Source organism: Gordonia sp. SID5947, from assembly GCF_009862785.1.
Taxonomy (GTDB): Bacteria; Actinomycetota; Actinomycetes; order Mycobacteriales; family Mycobacteriaceae; genus Gordonia.
Map to the genome: position 1 here is coordinate 3,038,393 of NZ_WWHU01000001.1, position 17,490 is coordinate 3,055,882.

Annotated in this window: 13 protein-coding genes and 1 pseudogene; 6 read left to right on the forward strand and 8 right to left on the reverse strand. The window is 65.9% G+C overall.

Annotated elements, in window-relative coordinates; genetic code table 11:
• Positions 1 to 54 precede the first annotated feature (54 nt).
• A pseudogene (locus tag GTV32_RS14045) lies at positions 55 to 1,768 on the forward strand (AMP-binding protein).
• A 133-nt stretch (positions 1,769 to 1,901) separates the two neighbouring features.
• Here GTV32_RS14045 and GTV32_RS14050 read toward each other — a convergent pair.
• From GTV32_RS14050 to GTV32_RS14060, 3 genes are all read right to left on the reverse strand, one after another.
• Positions 1,902 to 2,975 carry a quercetin 2,3-dioxygenase gene (locus tag GTV32_RS14050; RefSeq protein WP_161060834.1) on the reverse strand — a complete coding sequence of 358 codons (1,074 nt, stop codon included), beginning with the start codon at positions 2,973 to 2,975 and terminating at the stop codon, positions 1,902 to 1,904.
• Positions 2,972 to 3,955 (reverse strand): alpha/beta hydrolase, encoded by a 984-nt coding sequence (locus tag GTV32_RS14055; protein ID WP_343287333.1) that lies wholly within the window; start codon positions 3,953 to 3,955, stop codon positions 2,972 to 2,974. The genes GTV32_RS14050 and GTV32_RS14055 overlap by 4 nt, the downstream gene beginning before the upstream one ends.
• A 91-nt stretch (positions 3,956 to 4,046) precedes the next feature.
• Positions 4,047 to 4,955 carry a LysR substrate-binding domain-containing protein gene (locus tag GTV32_RS14060; protein ID WP_161060835.1) on the reverse strand — a complete coding sequence of 303 codons (909 nt, stop codon included), beginning with the start codon at positions 4,953 to 4,955 and terminating at the stop codon, positions 4,047 to 4,049.
• A 142-nt stretch (positions 4,956 to 5,097) separates the two neighbouring features.
• Between GTV32_RS14060 and GTV32_RS14065 the strand changes: the two genes are divergently transcribed.
• Together GTV32_RS14065 and GTV32_RS14070 are read left to right on the forward strand one after the other, a co-directional pair.
• Positions 5,098 to 5,871 (forward strand): class I SAM-dependent methyltransferase, encoded by a 774-nt coding sequence (locus GTV32_RS14065; RefSeq protein ID WP_161060836.1) that lies wholly within the window; start codon positions 5,098 to 5,100, stop codon positions 5,869 to 5,871.
• 74 nt (positions 5,872 to 5,945) lie between these two features.
• Positions 5,946 to 6,665, forward strand: coding sequence for an SHOCT domain-containing protein (locus tag GTV32_RS14070; protein WP_161060837.1), 720 nt, complete (start codon positions 5,946 to 5,948; stop codon positions 6,663 to 6,665).
• Between the two features lie 3 nt (positions 6,666 to 6,668).
• On the opposite strand, the gene GTV32_RS14075 is transcribed toward GTV32_RS14070, so the two are convergent.
• Complete coding sequence (locus GTV32_RS14075; protein ID WP_161060838.1) at positions 6,669 to 7,136, reverse strand: SRPBCC family protein; 468 nt, start codon at positions 7,134 to 7,136, stop codon at positions 6,669 to 6,671.
• 77 nt (positions 7,137 to 7,213) lie between these two features.
• Here GTV32_RS14075 and GTV32_RS14080 point away from each other — a divergent pair, with 77 nt between their 5' ends.
• A complete protein-coding gene (locus GTV32_RS14080) occupies positions 7,214 to 7,441 on the forward strand; it encodes a hypothetical protein (protein WP_161060839.1) in 228 nt (75 codons plus the stop codon).
• A 26-nt stretch (positions 7,442 to 7,467) separates the two neighbouring features.
• Here the strand turns inward: GTV32_RS14080 and GTV32_RS14085 are convergent, their stop codons facing one another.
• Positions 7,468 to 8,838, reverse strand: coding sequence for a cytochrome P450 (locus GTV32_RS14085; RefSeq protein WP_161060840.1), 1,371 nt, complete (start codon positions 8,836 to 8,838; stop codon positions 7,468 to 7,470).
• A 95-nt stretch (positions 8,839 to 8,933) separates the two neighbouring features.
• Between GTV32_RS14085 and GTV32_RS14090 the strand changes: the two genes are divergently transcribed.
• Positions 8,934 to 9,575 (forward strand): TetR/AcrR family transcriptional regulator, encoded by a 642-nt coding sequence (locus tag GTV32_RS14090; protein ID WP_161060841.1) that lies wholly within the window; start codon positions 8,934 to 8,936, stop codon positions 9,573 to 9,575.
• Between the two features lie 42 nt (positions 9,576 to 9,617).
• Here the strand turns inward: GTV32_RS14090 and GTV32_RS14095 are convergent, their stop codons facing one another.
• On the reverse strand, positions 9,618 to 10,094 hold the full coding sequence (locus GTV32_RS14095) for a DUF2231 domain-containing protein (protein WP_161060842.1): 477 nt from the start codon (positions 10,092 to 10,094) through the stop codon (positions 9,618 to 9,620).
• Positions 10,095 to 10,160: 66 nt separating this feature from the next.
• Between GTV32_RS14095 and GTV32_RS14100 the strand changes: the two genes are divergently transcribed.
• On the forward strand, positions 10,161 to 14,606 hold the full coding sequence (locus tag GTV32_RS14100) for a non-ribosomal peptide synthetase (protein WP_161060843.1): 4,446 nt from the start codon (positions 10,161 to 10,163) through the stop codon (positions 14,604 to 14,606).
• Positions 14,607 to 14,651: 45 nt separating this feature from the next.
• Here GTV32_RS14100 and GTV32_RS14105 read toward each other — a convergent pair whose 3' ends face one another.
• The gene (locus GTV32_RS14105; protein ID WP_161060844.1) at positions 14,652 to 15,740 is read right to left on the reverse strand and encodes an alpha/beta hydrolase family protein; all 1,089 of its coding nucleotides are present in this window, start codon (positions 15,738 to 15,740) and stop codon (positions 14,652 to 14,654) included.
• A 106-nt stretch (positions 15,741 to 15,846) separates the two neighbouring features.
• Positions 15,847 to 17,424, reverse strand: coding sequence for an FMN-binding glutamate synthase family protein (locus tag GTV32_RS14110; protein WP_161060845.1), 1,578 nt, complete (start codon positions 17,422 to 17,424; stop codon positions 15,847 to 15,849).
• Between the last annotated feature and the right edge of the window lie 66 nt (positions 17,425 to 17,490).

A 17,490-nucleotide genomic window follows, 5' to 3' on the forward strand; every position in this document is an offset into this window, starting at 1 on the left:
CGCTTGACCGCAGGTGATCACCGGGACAACCACCAGGCCGTTTGGAGAGAGCCGATGAACAAGCACATCACAACTGCAGTCGACGAAGTACGCGCGAGTGATCCTCATACCCAGAAGCCACGGTGGCCCGCTCTCTACCCGACGGGATTGCCCCACGACGTGAACCCCCGTTTCGCCACCCTGGCCGAGGCCTGGGACTGGCGCGTGAAGAACGAACCCGAGGCCCGGGCGCTGGCCTACTTCGATGCGGTCCTCAGCGTCAGAGAGACCAACGAGCTCGCCGAGGCACTGGCTGCCGTGCTCGCCGAACACCACGTGCGGCAAGGCGATCGGGTCGGCATCCATCTACAGAACATTCCCCAGTACGCATTGATCCTCATCGCGCTCTGGAAACTCGGCGCCGTGGCATTGTTGCTCAATCCGATGTACCGGGGCCGCGAGCTCAGCACCATGCTCGCAGATGCCCAGCCGGTCGGGGTGATAACCACCGACCGCGACATCGAGCGCGTCCGCGAGAGCGCTTCCGGCACCTCGGTTCGATGGGTGTTCGGTACTGCCGAGTCGGATTTGCAAAAGCGTGATGACCCACGGGTATTCGGCCCAGCTGGGGAGAACCTGTGTCCCGGCAACGGTGATCTGATGACATTGATCGGCCAACGGATCGGAAGCCCGTCGCCGCAGGTCCCGCTGAGTGGCGACGACTTGGCTTTCCTCGCCTACACCTCCGGCACGAGCGGCCCGCCCAAAGGTGCTATGAACACTCACGCCAATGTCCTTGCGGTGACCACCAGTTTTGGTGCATTCGCCGGCATCAGACCAGGTGATGTCGTTTTCGCGCTCGCGCCGCTGTTCCACATCACCGGTGCGGTGATCATCGGGTCGCTGGCATTGACCGCGCAGACGACGCTGGTCTTCACGGGACGCTTCCAGGTCGAAGTAGCACTCGATGCGATGCGCGAGCACTCGGTGACGTACACCATCGGTTCGATCACTGCGTTCAATGCGATGCTCAATTCGGAAGCCGCCACTGCCGATCATTTCGCCACCATCAAAACACTTTTCAGTGGTGGCGCGCCGGTTCCACCCAGCACTGTGGCCCGTTTCGACGAACGATTCGGGCACTACATCCACAACGCGTACGGGATGACAGAGACGACCTCAGGGGTGATCGCCGTACCTGCCGGCTCGACCGCGCCTGTCGATGCCATGAGCGGCACCCTTTCCATCGGCATTCCCCTCCCAGGCGTGCGGGTTCAGGTTGTCGACACCGAAGACCGCCCCTCCCGGCAGGGAACAAGGTGAACTGGTTTTGCAGGGACCACAGGTCATTCCGGGATATTGGCGCAACAGGGACGCATCAGAGGCCACCTTGCCCGCTGGTCGGCTCCATACCGGCGACAGCGCCATAATCGATCACAACGGCTGGGTATACCTCGTTGATCGGATCAAAGACCAGATCAACGTCTCTGGCTACAAGGTTTGGCCCCGCGAAGTCGAAGATGTCCTCTACGAACATCCGGCGGTACTAGAAGTGGCCGTCATCGGTCTCCCTGACGACTATCAGGGAGAATCTGTCGCCGCATACGTGTCCCTGAAAGCCGGCCAGATGATGACTCCCGACGAGCTCGTCGCTTTCGCCCGAGACCGACTCGCTCCCTATAAGAGGCCCAGAACCGTGAGCATCGTCGCAGAGCTGCCGAAGACCCAGACAGGAAAGATTCGGCGGCAAGCGCTGCGCGATGATCACGCGGGAGCGAGGTCGGTCTGACCTGCGAGCGGATGTTGATCGCCATCTTCGCGACCACCGATGCCCGACCTCGATCTGACGCCTCGGGTACGCGCGACTCAGCTCCGGTCGGCGGTCCTCGACGACCTGTCCTCATCGTCGTGCCGAGAACCGTTCACAGATCGGTCGCGCGCGTCCGTTCCGGTGGCGGTCCGACGAATTCGAGGTCGAGATCGGCCGCCGCCGCACCCAACTTCGCCATCATGTCGCCGGGGTTGATCAGCCCTTCGGTGTGCACCACGTCGTCGGTGTCCACACCGGTCACGTCGAAGAACTTCTCGAAGACATCCGAGGTGAGCATCCCGAGCATCTTGGTGTTGTGCGCGTCGAAGGCAAAGCTGTGAATGGTTCCGGCCGGCGCGTGCAGATAGTCCCCGGCAGTCAGCAGCGTCTCGATGCCGTTGGCGTACAACCAGACGCGACCGGAAAGAACGAAGAAGTTCTCGGTGTGCTGCCGATGGAAGTGCTGGGGGATGTAGGGAAGCTTGCCACCCAGGGTCAACACCGAGAAGTACCGGCCACCGGTTGTTCGGCCGCGGGCACCGTAGGCATTGATGGAGTCGGGCCAGGCGCGACGATCCCCGGTGTGAGCCCGCAGGAAATAGCCTTCGGCGGCGTCGGGCAAGACCTCGTCCCAGGTTTCACTCGCTGATACCAGTGGCAGGTCGTGCAGCGACGCCGCCGACGGTGCGAACAGTTGCTCCGGCGACTGCCGCACACCTGCCGTTCCGTCCGCAGAGTAGATGCGGGCCGACACCTCGCCACCCGAGTGGGCAAGTGCGTCAAGGGCTCCGCCGGGTGCGGACCAGAAGAGGAGTTTGGTCATGTGGCCGAGCATCCGGTAGGCGACGGGGGTTCCGGGCGGCACGTGGACGGAGTCGCCCGGCGTCAGGATGCGGCTCTCGCCCGGCAGCCAGAACTGCGCACACCCGTCGAACACGTAATACGAGCGCTGGTGGTCGGGCAGGCTGTGGAACCCTGCGCCCGCGCCACGCGGTCCGAGAACAAAAGCGGCATCGAACAATCCGCCGGTGTCGGCAGCGCGGGCGATCACCGTCCAGAGTTGATTGTCGACCTCGTAGCGCAGCCCCTCGCCACTTGCGAGGTGATAGGGAACCGCTTCTCCGGGAAGGGCATCGACCACCGGGGCGAGTTGATGGACGGCGCTGAGGTCTACGGGGAAGGTCACCGGTTGTCTCCTGAGATGGTGGTGGTGGTCAGATCGTGGCTGATGGCGAGGTGCCGGGCGAAGAAGTCACCGATGTCGTCGAACCCGAACCGTGTCCGGGCCTCGGTACGTTCCGTACCGCGCGCCGACAGATGACGCGCCGGCGCGGGACCTTCGGACGAGAGTCGCCCGTTGTCCATCGCGGGTGGCATCGGGACGTCGGACCTGTTGGGGGGATTGAGGAATCCATGCCGATAGCCGTCGACCAGGTACAGGTCGACCTCGACACCTGCACGGGCCAGGGCATCGTACAAGAGTTCGCTGTGTCGATGTCCGACCATCAGATCACCTGTGCCGTGCGAGATCTGGAATGGTGGCGCGTCCGAGGTGACGGAGTACAGCGGACTGGCGTCGCGCGCGGCAACGGGTAGTTCCGCCGGATCACCACCGATGAGTCGTCCTTCGGGCGTCTCGGCCGCCGACTCGACCCCGGGTAACGGAACTCCCGGATCGACGTCACCCTCGACCAGGGTCGCCGGACCATACGATTCCGCGACGGCCTGTACGCCCGCATCGCCATCCGCGGATTCTTCCCCCGGCAGTTGCGCGACGGCGGACAGCAGACCGACCAACGCGGCCAGGTGCCCGCCGGCCGATGCGCCCCAGATGCCGATACGCGTCGGGTCGAGCCCGAGCTCCGCGGCATTCGCTCGAAGATGGCGGATGGCGGCCCGCACGTCGTGGAGCTGGGCCGGGAACAACGCGTCGCCGGTCAACCGATAGTCGACGCTGGCCATCGCGAAACCACGCGCGCAGAAGTGTTCACGAAGGTCAGGACACAGCCGCCGGTCACCGGTGAACCACCCGCCACCATGAACGAAGACGATGACCGGCACGGCATCGGACTGTGCCGGCATGACCAGGTCGAGGTGCAGATCACCGGAAGCACGCTGGGCATAGATCACGTCGCGGCGTCGGACCGACGCAGATGTGGGACTCACGCCGTCCAGTCTGTGAGCTGAGCATGATCAGAGTCCACATGGAAATGGCACACGATCGTTCGGCTCAGCCTCATGATCGTGGGCCGTGACGTCACTCGGATGCGCGAGACGCCGCCTGCCCGCGACGTGCGACCACCTCGACGGCGATCCGCTCGAATGCCTTGAGTAGCACGTCGGTCCGGGAAGCCTTGTAGCACAAGAAGGTCGTCACGCGGGGAAGATCCACGATGGGTATGTAGCGGAGGCCGGGGCGGGCGTACGTGTCGGCGGCGCCGGACCCGCAGATGTTCACCCCGACGCCTGCGGCGCAGAGCTGCAGGACCTCGTCGAAATGTGCTGCCAGCGGGAGGATCTTCGGCCGCTTCCCGCCCGAGCGGGGATCGACGAACCATTCTTGGGTCCCACTGTGGTCGCGGATACCGATGAAGGTCTCGTCGTCGGTCTCGGCGAGCCTCAGCGACTCGCGGTCGGCGAACCGGTGCCCTTCATGGACCACCAGGACCCGATCCTCCGACCACAGCGGCGTCAGCATGATTCCGTCAATCCGGGGAACCTCTGGACTGAACACCAGGGCGACGTCGACCTCACCGTTCTCCACTGCGGCGAGCGGCTCGATCAGCCCGAGGCTGCGAACCTGCCATTCGACGTCGGGATAGCGTTCGACGACCGCCGCGAGCACCGCGCTCCCGAGTTCGTTGACCGCCGCGATCCCGATCCGGAAGATGCCGGCCGGCGCACGCCCGTTGTCGATCCACCCGACGACATCGTCCATCGCGGCCACTGCGGCGCGGGCCAGGGGCAGCAGCTCGGCGCCGCGGGCGGTGAGCGCGACGTGCCGGGAAGTCCTCTCGAACAGGGGTACGCCCACCCGACGTTCGAGCTGCTGGATCTGCTGACTCAGGGAGGGTGGAGAAATGTGCAGACGCTCGGCGGCGCGCGTGAAATGAAGCTCGTCGGCGACTGCGATGAAGTACCGCAGATGCGCGGCGGTGAGATCCACGATGACCTCCTACCCGGGCGGACACCGACAGTGTGGCATATCGCCATCGGAGGGGTCAGTGGTGCAGACCGCGGATCAATTGTTTGCTCCCCGCGTCTGAGGCACAGTGGATGGGACGTGAAGTCGGTGAGAAGGCGGCACCATGGTCGACTGGGACGGCGATCGATACGGGGATGTCAGCGCGCTTCAGCGCATGGTCGCCGAGGCCTCGATCCACGGACTCGAACTCGCCGGAGACGAACGGCTCCTCGATGTCGGCTGCGGTGACGGATTCATAACCATGCAGCTGGCCGGCCGACTGCCGGCGGGATCGGTCGTGGGCGTGGACGCGTCACGACGGATGATCGACAATGCCCGCGCCCGTGACCCCGCCGACGAGCTGGGAGTTCAGTTCCACGTCGACGACGTCCTGGCCCTCCCGTTCGACCGCGACTTCGACATCGTCGTCTCGTTCAACATGCTGCACTGGGTCCACGACCATCCCGCGGCGCTGGCCCGGATCGCTCGCAGTCTCGACACCGGAGGCCGCGCAGTGGTCCAGATCGTCTGCGCCACCGAACGCCGCAGCATCGAGGATGTGGCGATGGGCGTGGCCGCCACGCCACATTGGCAGCCGCACTTCGAAGACTTCCCGGCGCCCTATCTGCATGCCACACCAGATCAGTTCCGCGAGTCGGCGACGACCGCGGGCATGACCGTCTCCGGCATCGAGATCAGCGACTTGCGTTGGCAATTCGAATCCATCGACGCCTTCGCCAGTTGGTTCGGAGTCGGCGCCTCCGATTGGACGAGCCGCCTTCCGGACGACTCCGCCTCCGCGTTCGCACACGAGGTCGTCGAGCGATACCAGGAATCCATCGGAGAGCCTGCGACCCTTCACTTCGGTCAGATGCGGGTGGAGTTGGAGCTCGGGTGAGGTTGCGTAGTTCGTCAGAGCGGCCTGCCACCTCGGTACGCTCGAAACCGACACCGGACGACGAAAGATCCACCATGGACGCAACGCTCACCCCGGAAGCCGAGAACGCCATCACCGACATCGCGCATCGGCACGGACTGTCCCGCGAGGCGGTGTTGGCCATGCTGCTCGCGGTCAGCAATGGCGGCGGGACGATGGCCCAGTTCTCCATCCCGGAACTCGGCGGTCCTGGTCAATGGATACACGGCGGCATGACGATGGTCGGCAACATGTCCGACCACACGGCGAAGGCCCGGGTCGACGCGCTGTGCGGCGAACTGGCCCGATTACCGTCCACCATCACGGTGTTCGAGGTCGCTTCCCATGGCGACGCCACCTTCGGGGACTGGTGGCCCGACGACCTCGGTGTCCCGAGCCGGTCGGGAGGACAGAACGACACACGCTATGCGATCTTTCCTCAGGTCCGACGGCTTGCGATCCAGATCAACGGTGTCACAAGAGTTTACGATACCGGCGAACACCACATCGGTGGCGTCCAACAGCAACAGGGCGGCAACACCTACGGATCGGTGACCTTCACCAGCCAGCTCGGTACCTTCGACGTCGAGAAGCTGCAAGAACTCAGAAGCCGGCAGGCGTCCGCACCTCCGGCGGCCGCACCCGACACAGCGCTGTCGGAGGACGCCGCGGCGATCATCGCGGCGATCGAGTCCCTGGCGGGTCTACACGAACGCGGAATCCTGTCCGACGAGGAGTTCTCGGCCAAGAAGGCGGAGCTGCTGGGGCGGCTGTGACGCTCAGGCGAACCGTGCGGCCAGAGCACGGAGCGTGCTCTCGATGCCGGCGCCGTTCTTCTTGTCGTAACCGAGGATCTCGATGATCCTGGGAACCTTGATCGTCGAGTAGTCGAAGGTCTCGGTCACCTCGGTCTCGGTCGGCGACGTCTCGTTCAGCTCCCGCCGCCATCGGTGTCCCATCGGGTGCTGCCACTCCACGACCTTGTTGTCTTCGAAGGCGGTCACGGTGGAGGTGATCGTGTACGGGACGCCGAACTGCTTCATCCCCACGCTGAACCTCGCACCGGGACCGAGCGTGTCCGGACCGGTCACCGGCGTCTCGCGCACGGTCCCCGAACCGTCCAGTTCGGGATGCCGGTGCGGGTTCGCCACGAGACCGAAGATGTGAGCTGCCGAGGCATTCACCCGTACCCGGCGCGACACCTGGTGGGGCCCGGATTCGACGGTGGTGACGGTTGCGTCTGCCATGGTCCCAACGTACGCCGTGCCGTGGGCACAGAACCGCGACCGGCCAACCGCCGTCGTCGTACCGTGAGAGCACGCCCATGGGAGAACTCAGCAGTCCGACGAACCTGGTGATGCTGATCGTCGTCATCGCCGTAGGTGTCGCTGCTTCGGGGTGTGCCGTCGCGGCAGCCTATGTCTACCTTCACGCCCAGCCCGACCGGGACGCATCGGCCCGAGATCGTCTGGCACGGAGGTGGCTCATCGCCACCGCGCTGCTCGGCTTCACGGTCATCGCGATGCGCTTCGTCTGGGTGCTGTTGATCTGATCGGCATGCCCATGCGGCGATGCGGCTCACCCCGCTGCGGGAGCCGTACGACGACGCAGCGTGACAGTGGCCCGCCGCTCCGGCAACAACATGATGGTGCTCGCCACCTGATCCTCGTCCGCCGTCGCCTCGGCAACCGGCGTGAACTCGCGGAGGATGGTGCGCAGCAGGACCCGGGCTTCGAACATCGCCATCTGACCACCGAGGCAACGATTGATCCCGCCACCGAACGGCAGCCAGTGGGACGGGTCCGGAGTGACACCGACGAACCGTTCCGGCCGGAACTCGTCCGGTGCGTCGTAGAGATCGGCACGGCGATGAATACCGTTGATGTACAGGAACACCATCGACCCGCGCGGCAGGAAGACGTCGTCGAGGACGACGTCATGGTTCACCGCACGCACGGTGAACGGCACCGTGGGCCGCAATCGGAGGGTCTCGGTGATGACTGCATCGAGGTAGGTGTCGTCGCCGTCGGCCAGCGTCTGCTGCAACCGCTGCAGCACGACCGGGTGCCGGGCAAGACGCTCGATGACCCAGGACAGGGTTGCCGCGGTGGTGTCGTTGCCGGCGACCAGCAACAGCCGCTGGAACCCCGCGATCATCTCGTCGTCCATCAGGCCTTGGTCGTCTGCCCGGGCGAGCTCGAGGAAGACCGCCAGGCAGTCGCGGCGGTCGAGGTCGTCGGAGCTGGCGCGACGGACGGCCATCTCCTCATAGGTCACCTCGTCCAGCCCGCTCAGGACTCGGTCCAGCGCGGGGAAGGGCAGCCATCGCCCACGCATCGCCATGGATGCGGCGTAGCGCACGGCGAGGCCGCGCGACCCCACCAGACGATCCAACTCGGTCATGTGATGTGCGAGTCGTGAGCGCCGCTCCCCGTCGGTGACGCCGAAGACGACCGACATGATCACTTCGCGGGCGAGCGTCCGCGCGTGGGCGTGGAACCGGATCGGCCTGTCTGTCGGCAGATCGCGCATCATCTGGCGGGCAACATCTTCCATCACCGGCTCGTATCCACGCAGCGCCTTGCCCATGAACGCCGGGGCCACCTTTCGACGCACCGCCGTGTGATCCTCACTCGCCCACCAGGACATGATCCGCTCGCCGAAGATCAGTTCGTGCGGCGCCAATCGCCGCAGCGCCGTGCCGAACGACAACGCCCGGGTCTTGTCGCCGAAGACGGCTCGCACGTCGTCGGGCGACGATGTCCAGAACATCGTCGGCATCAGGGGAACATCCAGCACGAAGCGGTCACCGAGTTCGGCCAACTGCCGCCGAGAGGCTTCCGGTGCCGCGAAGAGTCTGGCCCAAGCGGCCACCGAGATCTTCGGGCGCGGCAGCGAGTCCAGCGTCGTGACCTGCCGTGTCACCGGTGTCGGTGTCGTCGTTGTCATCGGAACTCCTGGGATCGGCAACTGGTACGGCGCAATAGTACGCATACGTACTATTGCGGATCAAGGTTGTATCCGATGCAGGTAAGGTCCAGGAGGTGAGCACACTGTCGGGTTCCTTCCCGAAGTCCGAACCCGGGCTGCCACGTGGTCGGACAAGTCTCGATCCAGTCGACGCGATCGCCGCGCAGCGCAGCCGGCTGTTACGTGCGGTGGTCTCAGCGGTTGCCGAGAAGGGTTATCAGGCGACCACGATCGCCGACATCGTCCAACGAGCCCGCGTGTCGCGCAGCGTCATGTACCGGGAGTTCGACGGCAAACTCGATTGCTTTCTGGCCGCGATCGAATCGGGCCGGGAACTCGTGACCTCCCGCATCACCGATGCCATGGCCGAGGTGTCCGACGCGTCACTGGAGGCAGTGGTGCGTACCATCAGCCGGTCATATCTGGAAACGTGCGCGCGGGAACCCGACCACACTCGCGCGTGGGTGCTGGAACTGGCCGCGGCCGGCCCGGCGGGTATCGAGGCACGCGACCGATATCTCGACGGATTCGCCGCGCTGATGCGCGATCTCGACCGCGAGCACGGAAGCGGACTGTCCCGGCCGAACGAGCACTACGTCGCACTGGTGGGCGGCATCACCGAACTCGTCGGTCGCGAGGTCCGCGCCGGTGCGGCCGCCGACCTGCCCCACCTCGAGGGCGCACTGACCGCCGCCGCGGTCGCGATGCTTCGCTGACGGTCCCCGCTCGCGCGGCGGCGTGTTGTGTGCCTCAGATGTTCAGCCCCACACCGCTCGTGAGCCGGACTCGCCGATGCGATACACCATGACCGCTGCCCCCACCGCAACACACACCAGGACGAACCCGACGACCACGTTCATCGCGCGTTGCGCGGAGCTCGACGGCTGCCACCACCGTGTCAGATATCCCATCGTCCTCGGCTCGTGGAGGATCCACCACACCGCGGTCAGCGCGAACACCGCTCCGGCCCAGTAGATCATCTGCTCACCGAGCTGTGTGTGACGTTCGACTGCACTGGTGTGCGGTACGTGCTGTTCGAGAGCTTCTCCCGCCGACGTCGCCAACGGCACCGCGATCAGCGTCGCCAGCGCCACCACCGGCGTCACAACACCAAGGCGGCGCTGAGCCGCAGGCCACAGCACGCCCACGATCGCCAACAGCGACGTCAGTGGCACAAAGACGACCACGCCGTGGACGATCAGCGGGTGAAGCGGCAGACCGTTGATCGTGTCCATTGCGCGACCGTATCGGAGGCCAGTTGAAAGGACGCTGAGAGCGAAGGCACGCCAGGTCCTGGACACGTGATCCAGCGGGCGCGCAGACTGGATAAGGCTGAATCAGACCAGCCGCGTTCACAGGTCGGGGCTGAGACGAGGAGGGCGACCCTGACGCTTCCCGGCCATCCAGAAGAAGTCCACCGGCCCGGCGCGACCCAATGGCTGCCGCTCACCGCCGCCCAGCGTGCCATCTGGTTCGCTCAGCAAGCGGTCGGCGACACGGTACCGTTGACCATCGCGCAGTACGTCGACCTCTCGGGCGATGTCGATACGGCCATGCTGTGCAACGCAGCTCGGGAAGCCCAGACGCTCCATGGTCTGGGTATCGCGCGTGTCCACGTGGGCCCCGACGGCGATCCGATGATGGTGCTCGACGCCGAACTCGTCCCGCACCCGGTGTGTGAGATGGACTTCCGTGATCGCGACGATCCGTTCGGCGATGCCGACGACTGGATGTCTGCCGACGCGTCGTGTCCGTGGCCGCTGAATCCCTCGCAGCCACTGGTGTTCTGCGCGCTGATCCGGCTCGAGCAGTATCGCTGGCTCCTGTACTCGCGTGCTCACCACATCGCTCTCGACGGTTACGGAGCCATGACACTCCTGAGTGACACCGCAGTTCGCTACCAGGGGCTGGGTACTCGCGACGACGACTGGTTCGACGGCACAGTCGCACGGTGGAAAGCTCCGATCGTCGCGGAAGATCGCTACGACCACTCTGCCCGCCACGACCGTGATCGGGAGTACTGGCGTTCGGTGCTCGACGGGTTCCCGGCATCAGTCGTGCTCGGTACCGGCAGGGGCTCTTTGTCGGCCCACCGCCATCTGGTGGGCGTGGACCTCGACGACGACATGATGACACCGGACGAGGCCGCGGACGGCCAAACCGAATACCCGTTCAGCGCAGTGCTCGTCGCGGCGGTCGCATGGTGTACGGCTCGGCTACGCGACGTTTCGGTGGTGCCGTTGACGATTGCCACTTCCGCGCGGACGTCGCCTTCATTGCGCAGCGCCGGTGGTGCGCTCTCCAATCTGTTGCCGGTCAGCGTGCCCATCCGTCCGTCGGACACGGTCGACGACCTCGTGCACGCGGTGGCGTTTGGATCGGTGGGCGCGCTGAGGCACCAGCGGTACCGGTATGAGCAGATGTGGCGCGACGGCCGCGGCATGTACTCGCCACTCACCCACCACGGTCCGGTCGTCAATCTGGCCCCCGTCCCACCCGCCGATCTCCACCCCGACATCCACGCCCGATACCGGGTGGTCTCGACCGGACCGGTGGCCGATGTCAACGTCAACGTCTATCCCACCGCGCCGGGACGTCACCGCGTGGAACTCGAGACCAACGCCGCCACCCACACCCGGCCGGGGACGGAGCGGCTCCTGACAGAGCTTCTGGACAGTCTCACCTACCTGCTGAACGCACCGTCGCACCGTCGGCTCACACGACGCCCGGTGCCCTGCGCGTCTCCTGGGAGCAGCAGCCCATCTGCGGTCGAGCCGACGACGCTGTCGCAACTGCTCGTCCGCAACCGCGACAACGACGACGTCGCCGTGCGCGACGCCGCGGGCGTCCTGACGTATCGGGAGTTGGTGCAGAAGGCAGCGTCGCTCGGGCGCCATCTCGGAGATCTCGGGGTCCGCCCCGGCGACCTGGTCGCCGTCTCGATGACGCGCAGCCGGCACAGTGTGCTCGCGTTCTGGGCGAGCATGTGGGCGGGCGCGGGCGTGGTCCCGATCGACCCCGCGTTGCCGCACCGCCGCCAGCGCATCATGCTCGAGGATGCTCGTCCACGAGTTGTCGTCTATTACGCGGTGCCGCCCGAACACCCGGCGTCACAGCAGCTTCTGGACATGCGCGCACTCGAACTCACAGCCGAGGTCGGGTTCCCACCCGCGGAGAAACTCTCGGTCGACATGCCAGCATACGTCCTGTACACCTCCGGGACGACCGGCCGACCGAAAGGAGTGATCGTCACCCACCGCGGCATCGCCGATCTGCTCACCACCGTCGACGACAGCTATGAGTTGACGGCGTCAGACGTCGTCGGCCACATGACCTCGCCCGGGTTCGACACCTCGATCGTCGAGATGGTGGCAGCGGCGCATCGCGGGGCCTCGCTGGCCGTCGTCCCCTCCGACATCCGGAGCGGCCGCGAACTCGCCGAGTGTCTCACGGCGAGCAGGGCCACACACCTGTTCATCACCCCGTCGTTGCTCGCAACCCTCAGTCCACGCGCCTTGCCGTGGCTGTCCCACATCGTCGTCGGAGGCGAACACTGCCCAGCACCGCTGATCAACCGCTGGGCCCGTCACGCCACGACACGATGTGCGTACGGCCCGACCGAGACGACCTGTAGCGTACTGCTCACCGAGCGGATCGAACCCGAACGCCACCGGGACCACCACATCCCGCTGGGTACCGCGATGAGCGGAGTGACGGCGTGGGTGCTCGATCAACGTCTGCTACCGGTCCCCGTCGGCGGCGAGGGTGAGATCTACATTGCCGGACCAAGTCTCGCGATGGGTTACCTCCATCGTCCGATGCAGACGGCCACCCATTTCGTCGCCGACCCGTTCGGGCCGCCCGGTCGACGGTTGTATCGCACCGGCGACCGCGTGCGACTGAGCGACCACGGGGATCTGGTCTTCCTCGGGCGCGCCGATCGTCAGGTCCAAGTTCACGGTGTGCGTGTGGAACTCGGCGAGCTCGACTCGGCGCTTCTCTCGACCGGCCTCGTCACAGCTGCGACCACCGTCGCCCACGTGGATGACGATCACACCCGTCTGCACAGCTATGTCGTCGCCGAGCACGGTGACGTCGATGTCCCGGCACTCCGCACCTCGTTGGCCGCCCTCATCGCGTCACCCCTCATGCCCGCCACCATCACCGTCGTCGACGCCCTTCCGATGACGATCCACAACAAGCTCGATCACTCGCGGCTCCCCGCACCGGGCAACGCCACCACGCTCCCCTTCGTCGCGCCTGCCACGTCGACGGAAAGTCTGGTGACAGAAGCATTTCGGCGCGGCCTCGACACACTCGACCCGATCAGTGTCACCGCCGACTTCTTCGATCTCGGCGGCGATTCCCTGATCGCCACCGAGATCATCGCAGTCCTCAACGCCCGAACCGGCCGGCAGCTCCACGTCCGCGACGTGTTCGAAGCACTCACACCCCGCGCACTCGCACAACGACTCGACGCTCCGGCTCCGCCGTCACCGAAGGCGGAGGGACAGCTCGACGGTCGTGTCGCGGTCAGTGAGGCCGCACCGACCCGGGTTCGGATGGCGCCGGCCCAGCGAGCGTTTTCCCTCCCCGATCACGGCATCGCCAATCTGATTCCGTTCGTCCTGAGCGTCGACGCCGAGATCCCGACCACGGTGGTCCGTGATCGATTGCGCGCCTTGATCGATCGCCACGACATACTGCGCGCGACATTTGGCAATACCGAGTTCACGGTCGAGCCGATCAACAATCCTGCGCGCTGGGCCGTCGACGAGATACCCGGGGGCACCGACCCGCGGTGGGCGTCCGAATACCTGCATCGGCCATTCGATCTCGCAACCGGTTATCCGCTGCGGATCGGTGTCGCGCACCGCCGTGGGCATACCGACGTCGCGGTCGCCTTTCACCACGTCGCCGTCGATGGTCACTCTTTGCGACTCATCGCCGAATCACTGATCACCGACGCGTCGGACGCGGAGGCGTCTGCGCCGTATGTCGAGTACTGCCGGGAGGCGAACAACGCCTGCGAGTCGGCGCGTGAGGCCGATCTTCGTTTCTGGCACAAGGAAATCGACGGACTGCGTGTTCTGGACGGGCATACCGATCGGCCCCGTCGCGCATCGTGGGACCCCCGCGCGGGACGGCACCGTGGTTCGCTGCCACGTGCAGCGTGGGACCAGATCACCGCGGCAGCACGCCGCCACCACACCTCACCCCTCACCATCGTCCGCACGGCACTCGCGCTGCACCTCGCGAACGTCACCGGCCATCGGACGATCCATATCGGCGCAGTGCTTTCCGGACGCGACAACGCTCGTTTCGAGCGCACCGTCGGCATGTTCGTCAGCACGGTCCCGGTGGCGTGCCACATCGGTGCGTCCGCCGACGAGACCGTCCGAGCCATTCGAACGGCCGAGAATCGCGCATTCGCTCACGCCCATCTCCCGTTCCCCGAACTCGCTGCGGAGCTCGGCGCGCGCGACGGCAACGCCCACCCACTGTTCCAGGTGATGCTGACCGCAGATGATCCGGTCGGAACGTCTGTCGAGGCGTTCGCCGACTATGTCACCGTGTCCGCACTTCCGGTCGACCACGCGAAATGCGATCTACACATCAGCGTTGTCGCGCCCCACGAGCAGACCGACGACGGTCAGGTGGACGTGCTGTATGCCGCAGCGTTGTTCGACCACGAGACCATCGAGAAACTCACCCGATCCGTGATCGACATCGTCTCCGCTCTCTGAGGCTCTGGCGCACAGCTTTTCACCGCTAGTCCGTGGCGCCGTCCCTCATGCGCCGAGCGCGCGGGCGAACATCGGCCAGGATTCGTGCATCTGGTCTTGCCAATAGCCCCAGGAGTGGTTGCCGACCGCCGGAAATCGCACCGTGGCCGGAATGCGCAGCTGAGCCAGACGTTGCGCGAGAGTCGCAGTGCAGTACCGCGACGCGGCCTCGTCGAGACCACCCTCGACGACCTGTCGTGCGAGCTTGGTTCCGTCACCCGCTATCCGCCAGTCGGCGAGGTTGTCGTGCGCACCCGGCAGACCGGTGGCGGCACTGATCCACAACGCGGGGGTTCGCCGGGCCAGCTTGTGCGCATTGAGGACCGGGTCCTGAGCAGCCCACTCCGGATCTCCCGGCGGGCCGTACATGTTGCTGGCGTCGGCGCCACCCGGAAACGCGGCGACGACACGGGCGATGACCTGACCGGGCACGGAAACGGTGTCCGCACATCCGGAGTAGGCGCCGACGGCGCGGTACAGGCCGGGATGATTCTCGGCCAGTCGCACCACCGCGGTCCCCGACATCGAGATCCCCGCGATGCCGCGCGCACGCGAGGGACCGGATCGTCCGTGCGCGTTCTCGAACGCGGCCGGGAGCTCGGAGGTCAGGAAGGTCTCCCACCGCAGCGGCCTGTTGGTGCGCACCCCGAAGCGGAAGTTCGCCGCCGGATCCACCCGCCGCCAGTCCGCGTAAAAGCTTGCCGCACCACCGATGGGCGTCACGGCCCACACGTTCTTGCGCGCGTAGAAGGCGTTCGCGTCCGTCGCGTGTGTCCAATCGTCGCCTTGCTCACCACCTGTCGAGCCGCTGAGGAGATACATCACCGGCGCACCGGCGTTCCCGTTCGCCGGCGTCTGCACCAGCACCGGCACCTGTGTGTGCATCGAGCGCGACCACACCGACGCGACACGATTCCTCGGGGAGACCGGGGTCTCGACATACGGTCGCGCGGCGGTCGCATGTGCGTATCGGACGCCGTGCAAGGTGTCGGCCTGCGCGGCAGCAGTACCGGCCACGAGCGCCCCGGTGGTGACGACCAGCGACAGTATGAGCGAGATGATTCCGCTGAGTACCACGTGAGGTCTGCGGTTCATGACGTGAAACTCCCATGTCGACGCGGAGCCGGGACTGCCCGCCCGGGCTCTGCCATCGTAGTCTCACCACCAACTGCGCACCATTGTTATCTGGTTCCCGGGCCGTTCACCCGGCACTCGACGCGGAGGGCGGCGCAGACCCGCCTTGGGTTCCGCCGGTCTCCATCAGACGGATGATCTGTTCACGATCGGACTCGGACGGAAGTCCCATCCCCGGGACATAGTCGTAGACCTCGTGCAGCGGCGTGGAAACGGTACGTCCGGTGAGGATGTCGACCGACTCGGTGCCGATCAGTCCCGGATGCTCGACACCGCAGGCCTGTGCGACCTTGAGGAGGTCGCGCCGGAGCGTCGTGATGTAGTTCGCCGCGCGTTCCGCCTTGACCTCAGGTACCAATCCACGCGCCAGCCAGGCATTCTGGGTCGCGACGCCGGTCGGGCAGGTGTCGGTGTGGCATTTCTGCGCCTGGATGCACCCGATCGCCAGCATCGCCTCCCGGGCCACGTTCACCATGTCGATGCCGAGCGCGAACGCGACGATCGCATTGTCGGGCAGACCGAGCTTGCCCCCGCCGATGAAGGTGACCTGTTCGGCCAGGCCTCGCTCGGCGAAGATGCGGTACACCTTGGCGAAACCGAGCTGGAACGGCAACGAGACACTGTCGGTGAAGATCAACGGCGCTGCGCCCGTTCCGCCTTCGCCGCCGTCGATCGTCACGAAGTCCGGGCCGCGGCCGGTGCTGCGCATCAGGTCGGTGAGTTCGGTCCAGAACTCGAGGTCGCCGACGGCGGCCTTGATGCCCACCGGTAGCCCGGTCTCCGCGGCGAGGAGTTCGATCCAGTCCAGCAGGCTGTCCGTGTCGGAGAACTCCGCATGCCGCGATGGGCTGACGCAGTCGCGGTCGGGCGGGATGCCCCTCGCCTCGGCGATCTCCGCGGACACCTTGGGGGCCGGCAGCAGCCCACCGAGACTCGGCTTGGCTCCCTGACTGAGTTTGATCTCCAACGCCCTGACCGGTGCACCGTCCACCACGTCACGAAGCCTGGAGAGGTCGAAACGTCCCTCGTCGTCGCGACAGCCGAAGTACGCCGTACCGATCTGGAAGATCAGTTCACCGCCGTGGCGGTGGTAGCGCGAAATACCGCCTTCCCCGCTGTTCTGTAGACAGCCGGCCAGCGCAGCACCGCGGTTCAGCGCCTCGATCGCGTTGCCGGACAGCGAGCCGAAACTCATCGCCGAGATGTTGACGACCGATCCGGGTCGGAACGTCTTCTTCCGATCGTGCGCCGCACCGATGATCTTGGCGCACGGGACCACGGCCTCGTGTCCGGCGTCGGGTGTCGATCGGGGAACCGCGCGGGCGAACGTCCGGTGTTTGATCACCGCGTACCCAGCCGTGTACTCGAGATCGTTGTCGGTCCCGAACCCGAAGTAGTTGTTCTCCTTCTTCGCCGAGGCGTACACCCACCGCCGCTGGTCGCGGGTGAACGGCCGCTCCTCGTCGTTGGCGGCGACGATGTATTGCCGCAACTCGGGACCGATGGACTCCAGCCAGTATCGCGCGTGACCGAGGAGCGGATAGTTGCGCAGCAGGGCGTGCTTCTTCTGGACGAGGTCGCGCGCAACCACCGCCGCGACCGCCGACACGGCTCCGGCAACGGCAGCAGAACTCGATCTGCTCATGTGCACCGAGTTGCCGGTCGAGGACCGGTCCAAACCTCGCAGCGCCACAGATCGCGCCCGCGTCCA

Bases quoted from the DNA above. Each gene is read 5' to 3' on its own strand.
- GTV32_RS14065 (WP_161060836.1), top strand. From the start codon at position 5,098: ATGGTCGACTGGGACGGCGATCGATACGGGGATGTCAGCGCGCTTCAG.
- GTV32_RS14070 (WP_161060837.1), top strand. From the start codon at position 5,946: ATGGACGCAACGCTCACCCCGGAAGCCGAGAACGCCATCACCGACATC.
- GTV32_RS14075 (WP_161060838.1), bottom strand. From the start codon at position 7,136: ATGGCAGACGCAACCGTCACCACCGTCGAATCCGGGCCCCACCAGGTG.
- GTV32_RS14080 (WP_161060839.1), top strand. From the start codon at position 7,214: ATGGGAGAACTCAGCAGTCCGACGAACCTGGTGATGCTGATCGTCGTC.
- GTV32_RS14085 (WP_161060840.1), bottom strand. From the start codon at position 8,838: ATGACAACGACGACACCGACACCGGTGACACGGCAGGTCACGACGCTG.
- GTV32_RS14095 (WP_161060842.1), bottom strand. From the start codon at position 10,094: ATGGACACGATCAACGGTCTGCCGCTTCACCCGCTGATCGTCCACGGC.
- GTV32_RS14105 (WP_161060844.1), bottom strand. From the start codon at position 15,740: ATGAACCGCAGACCTCACGTGGTACTCAGCGGAATCATCTCGCTCATA.
- GTV32_RS14110 (WP_161060845.1), bottom strand. From the start codon at position 17,424: ATGAGCAGATCGAGTTCTGCTGCCGTTGCCGGAGCCGTGTCGGCGGTC.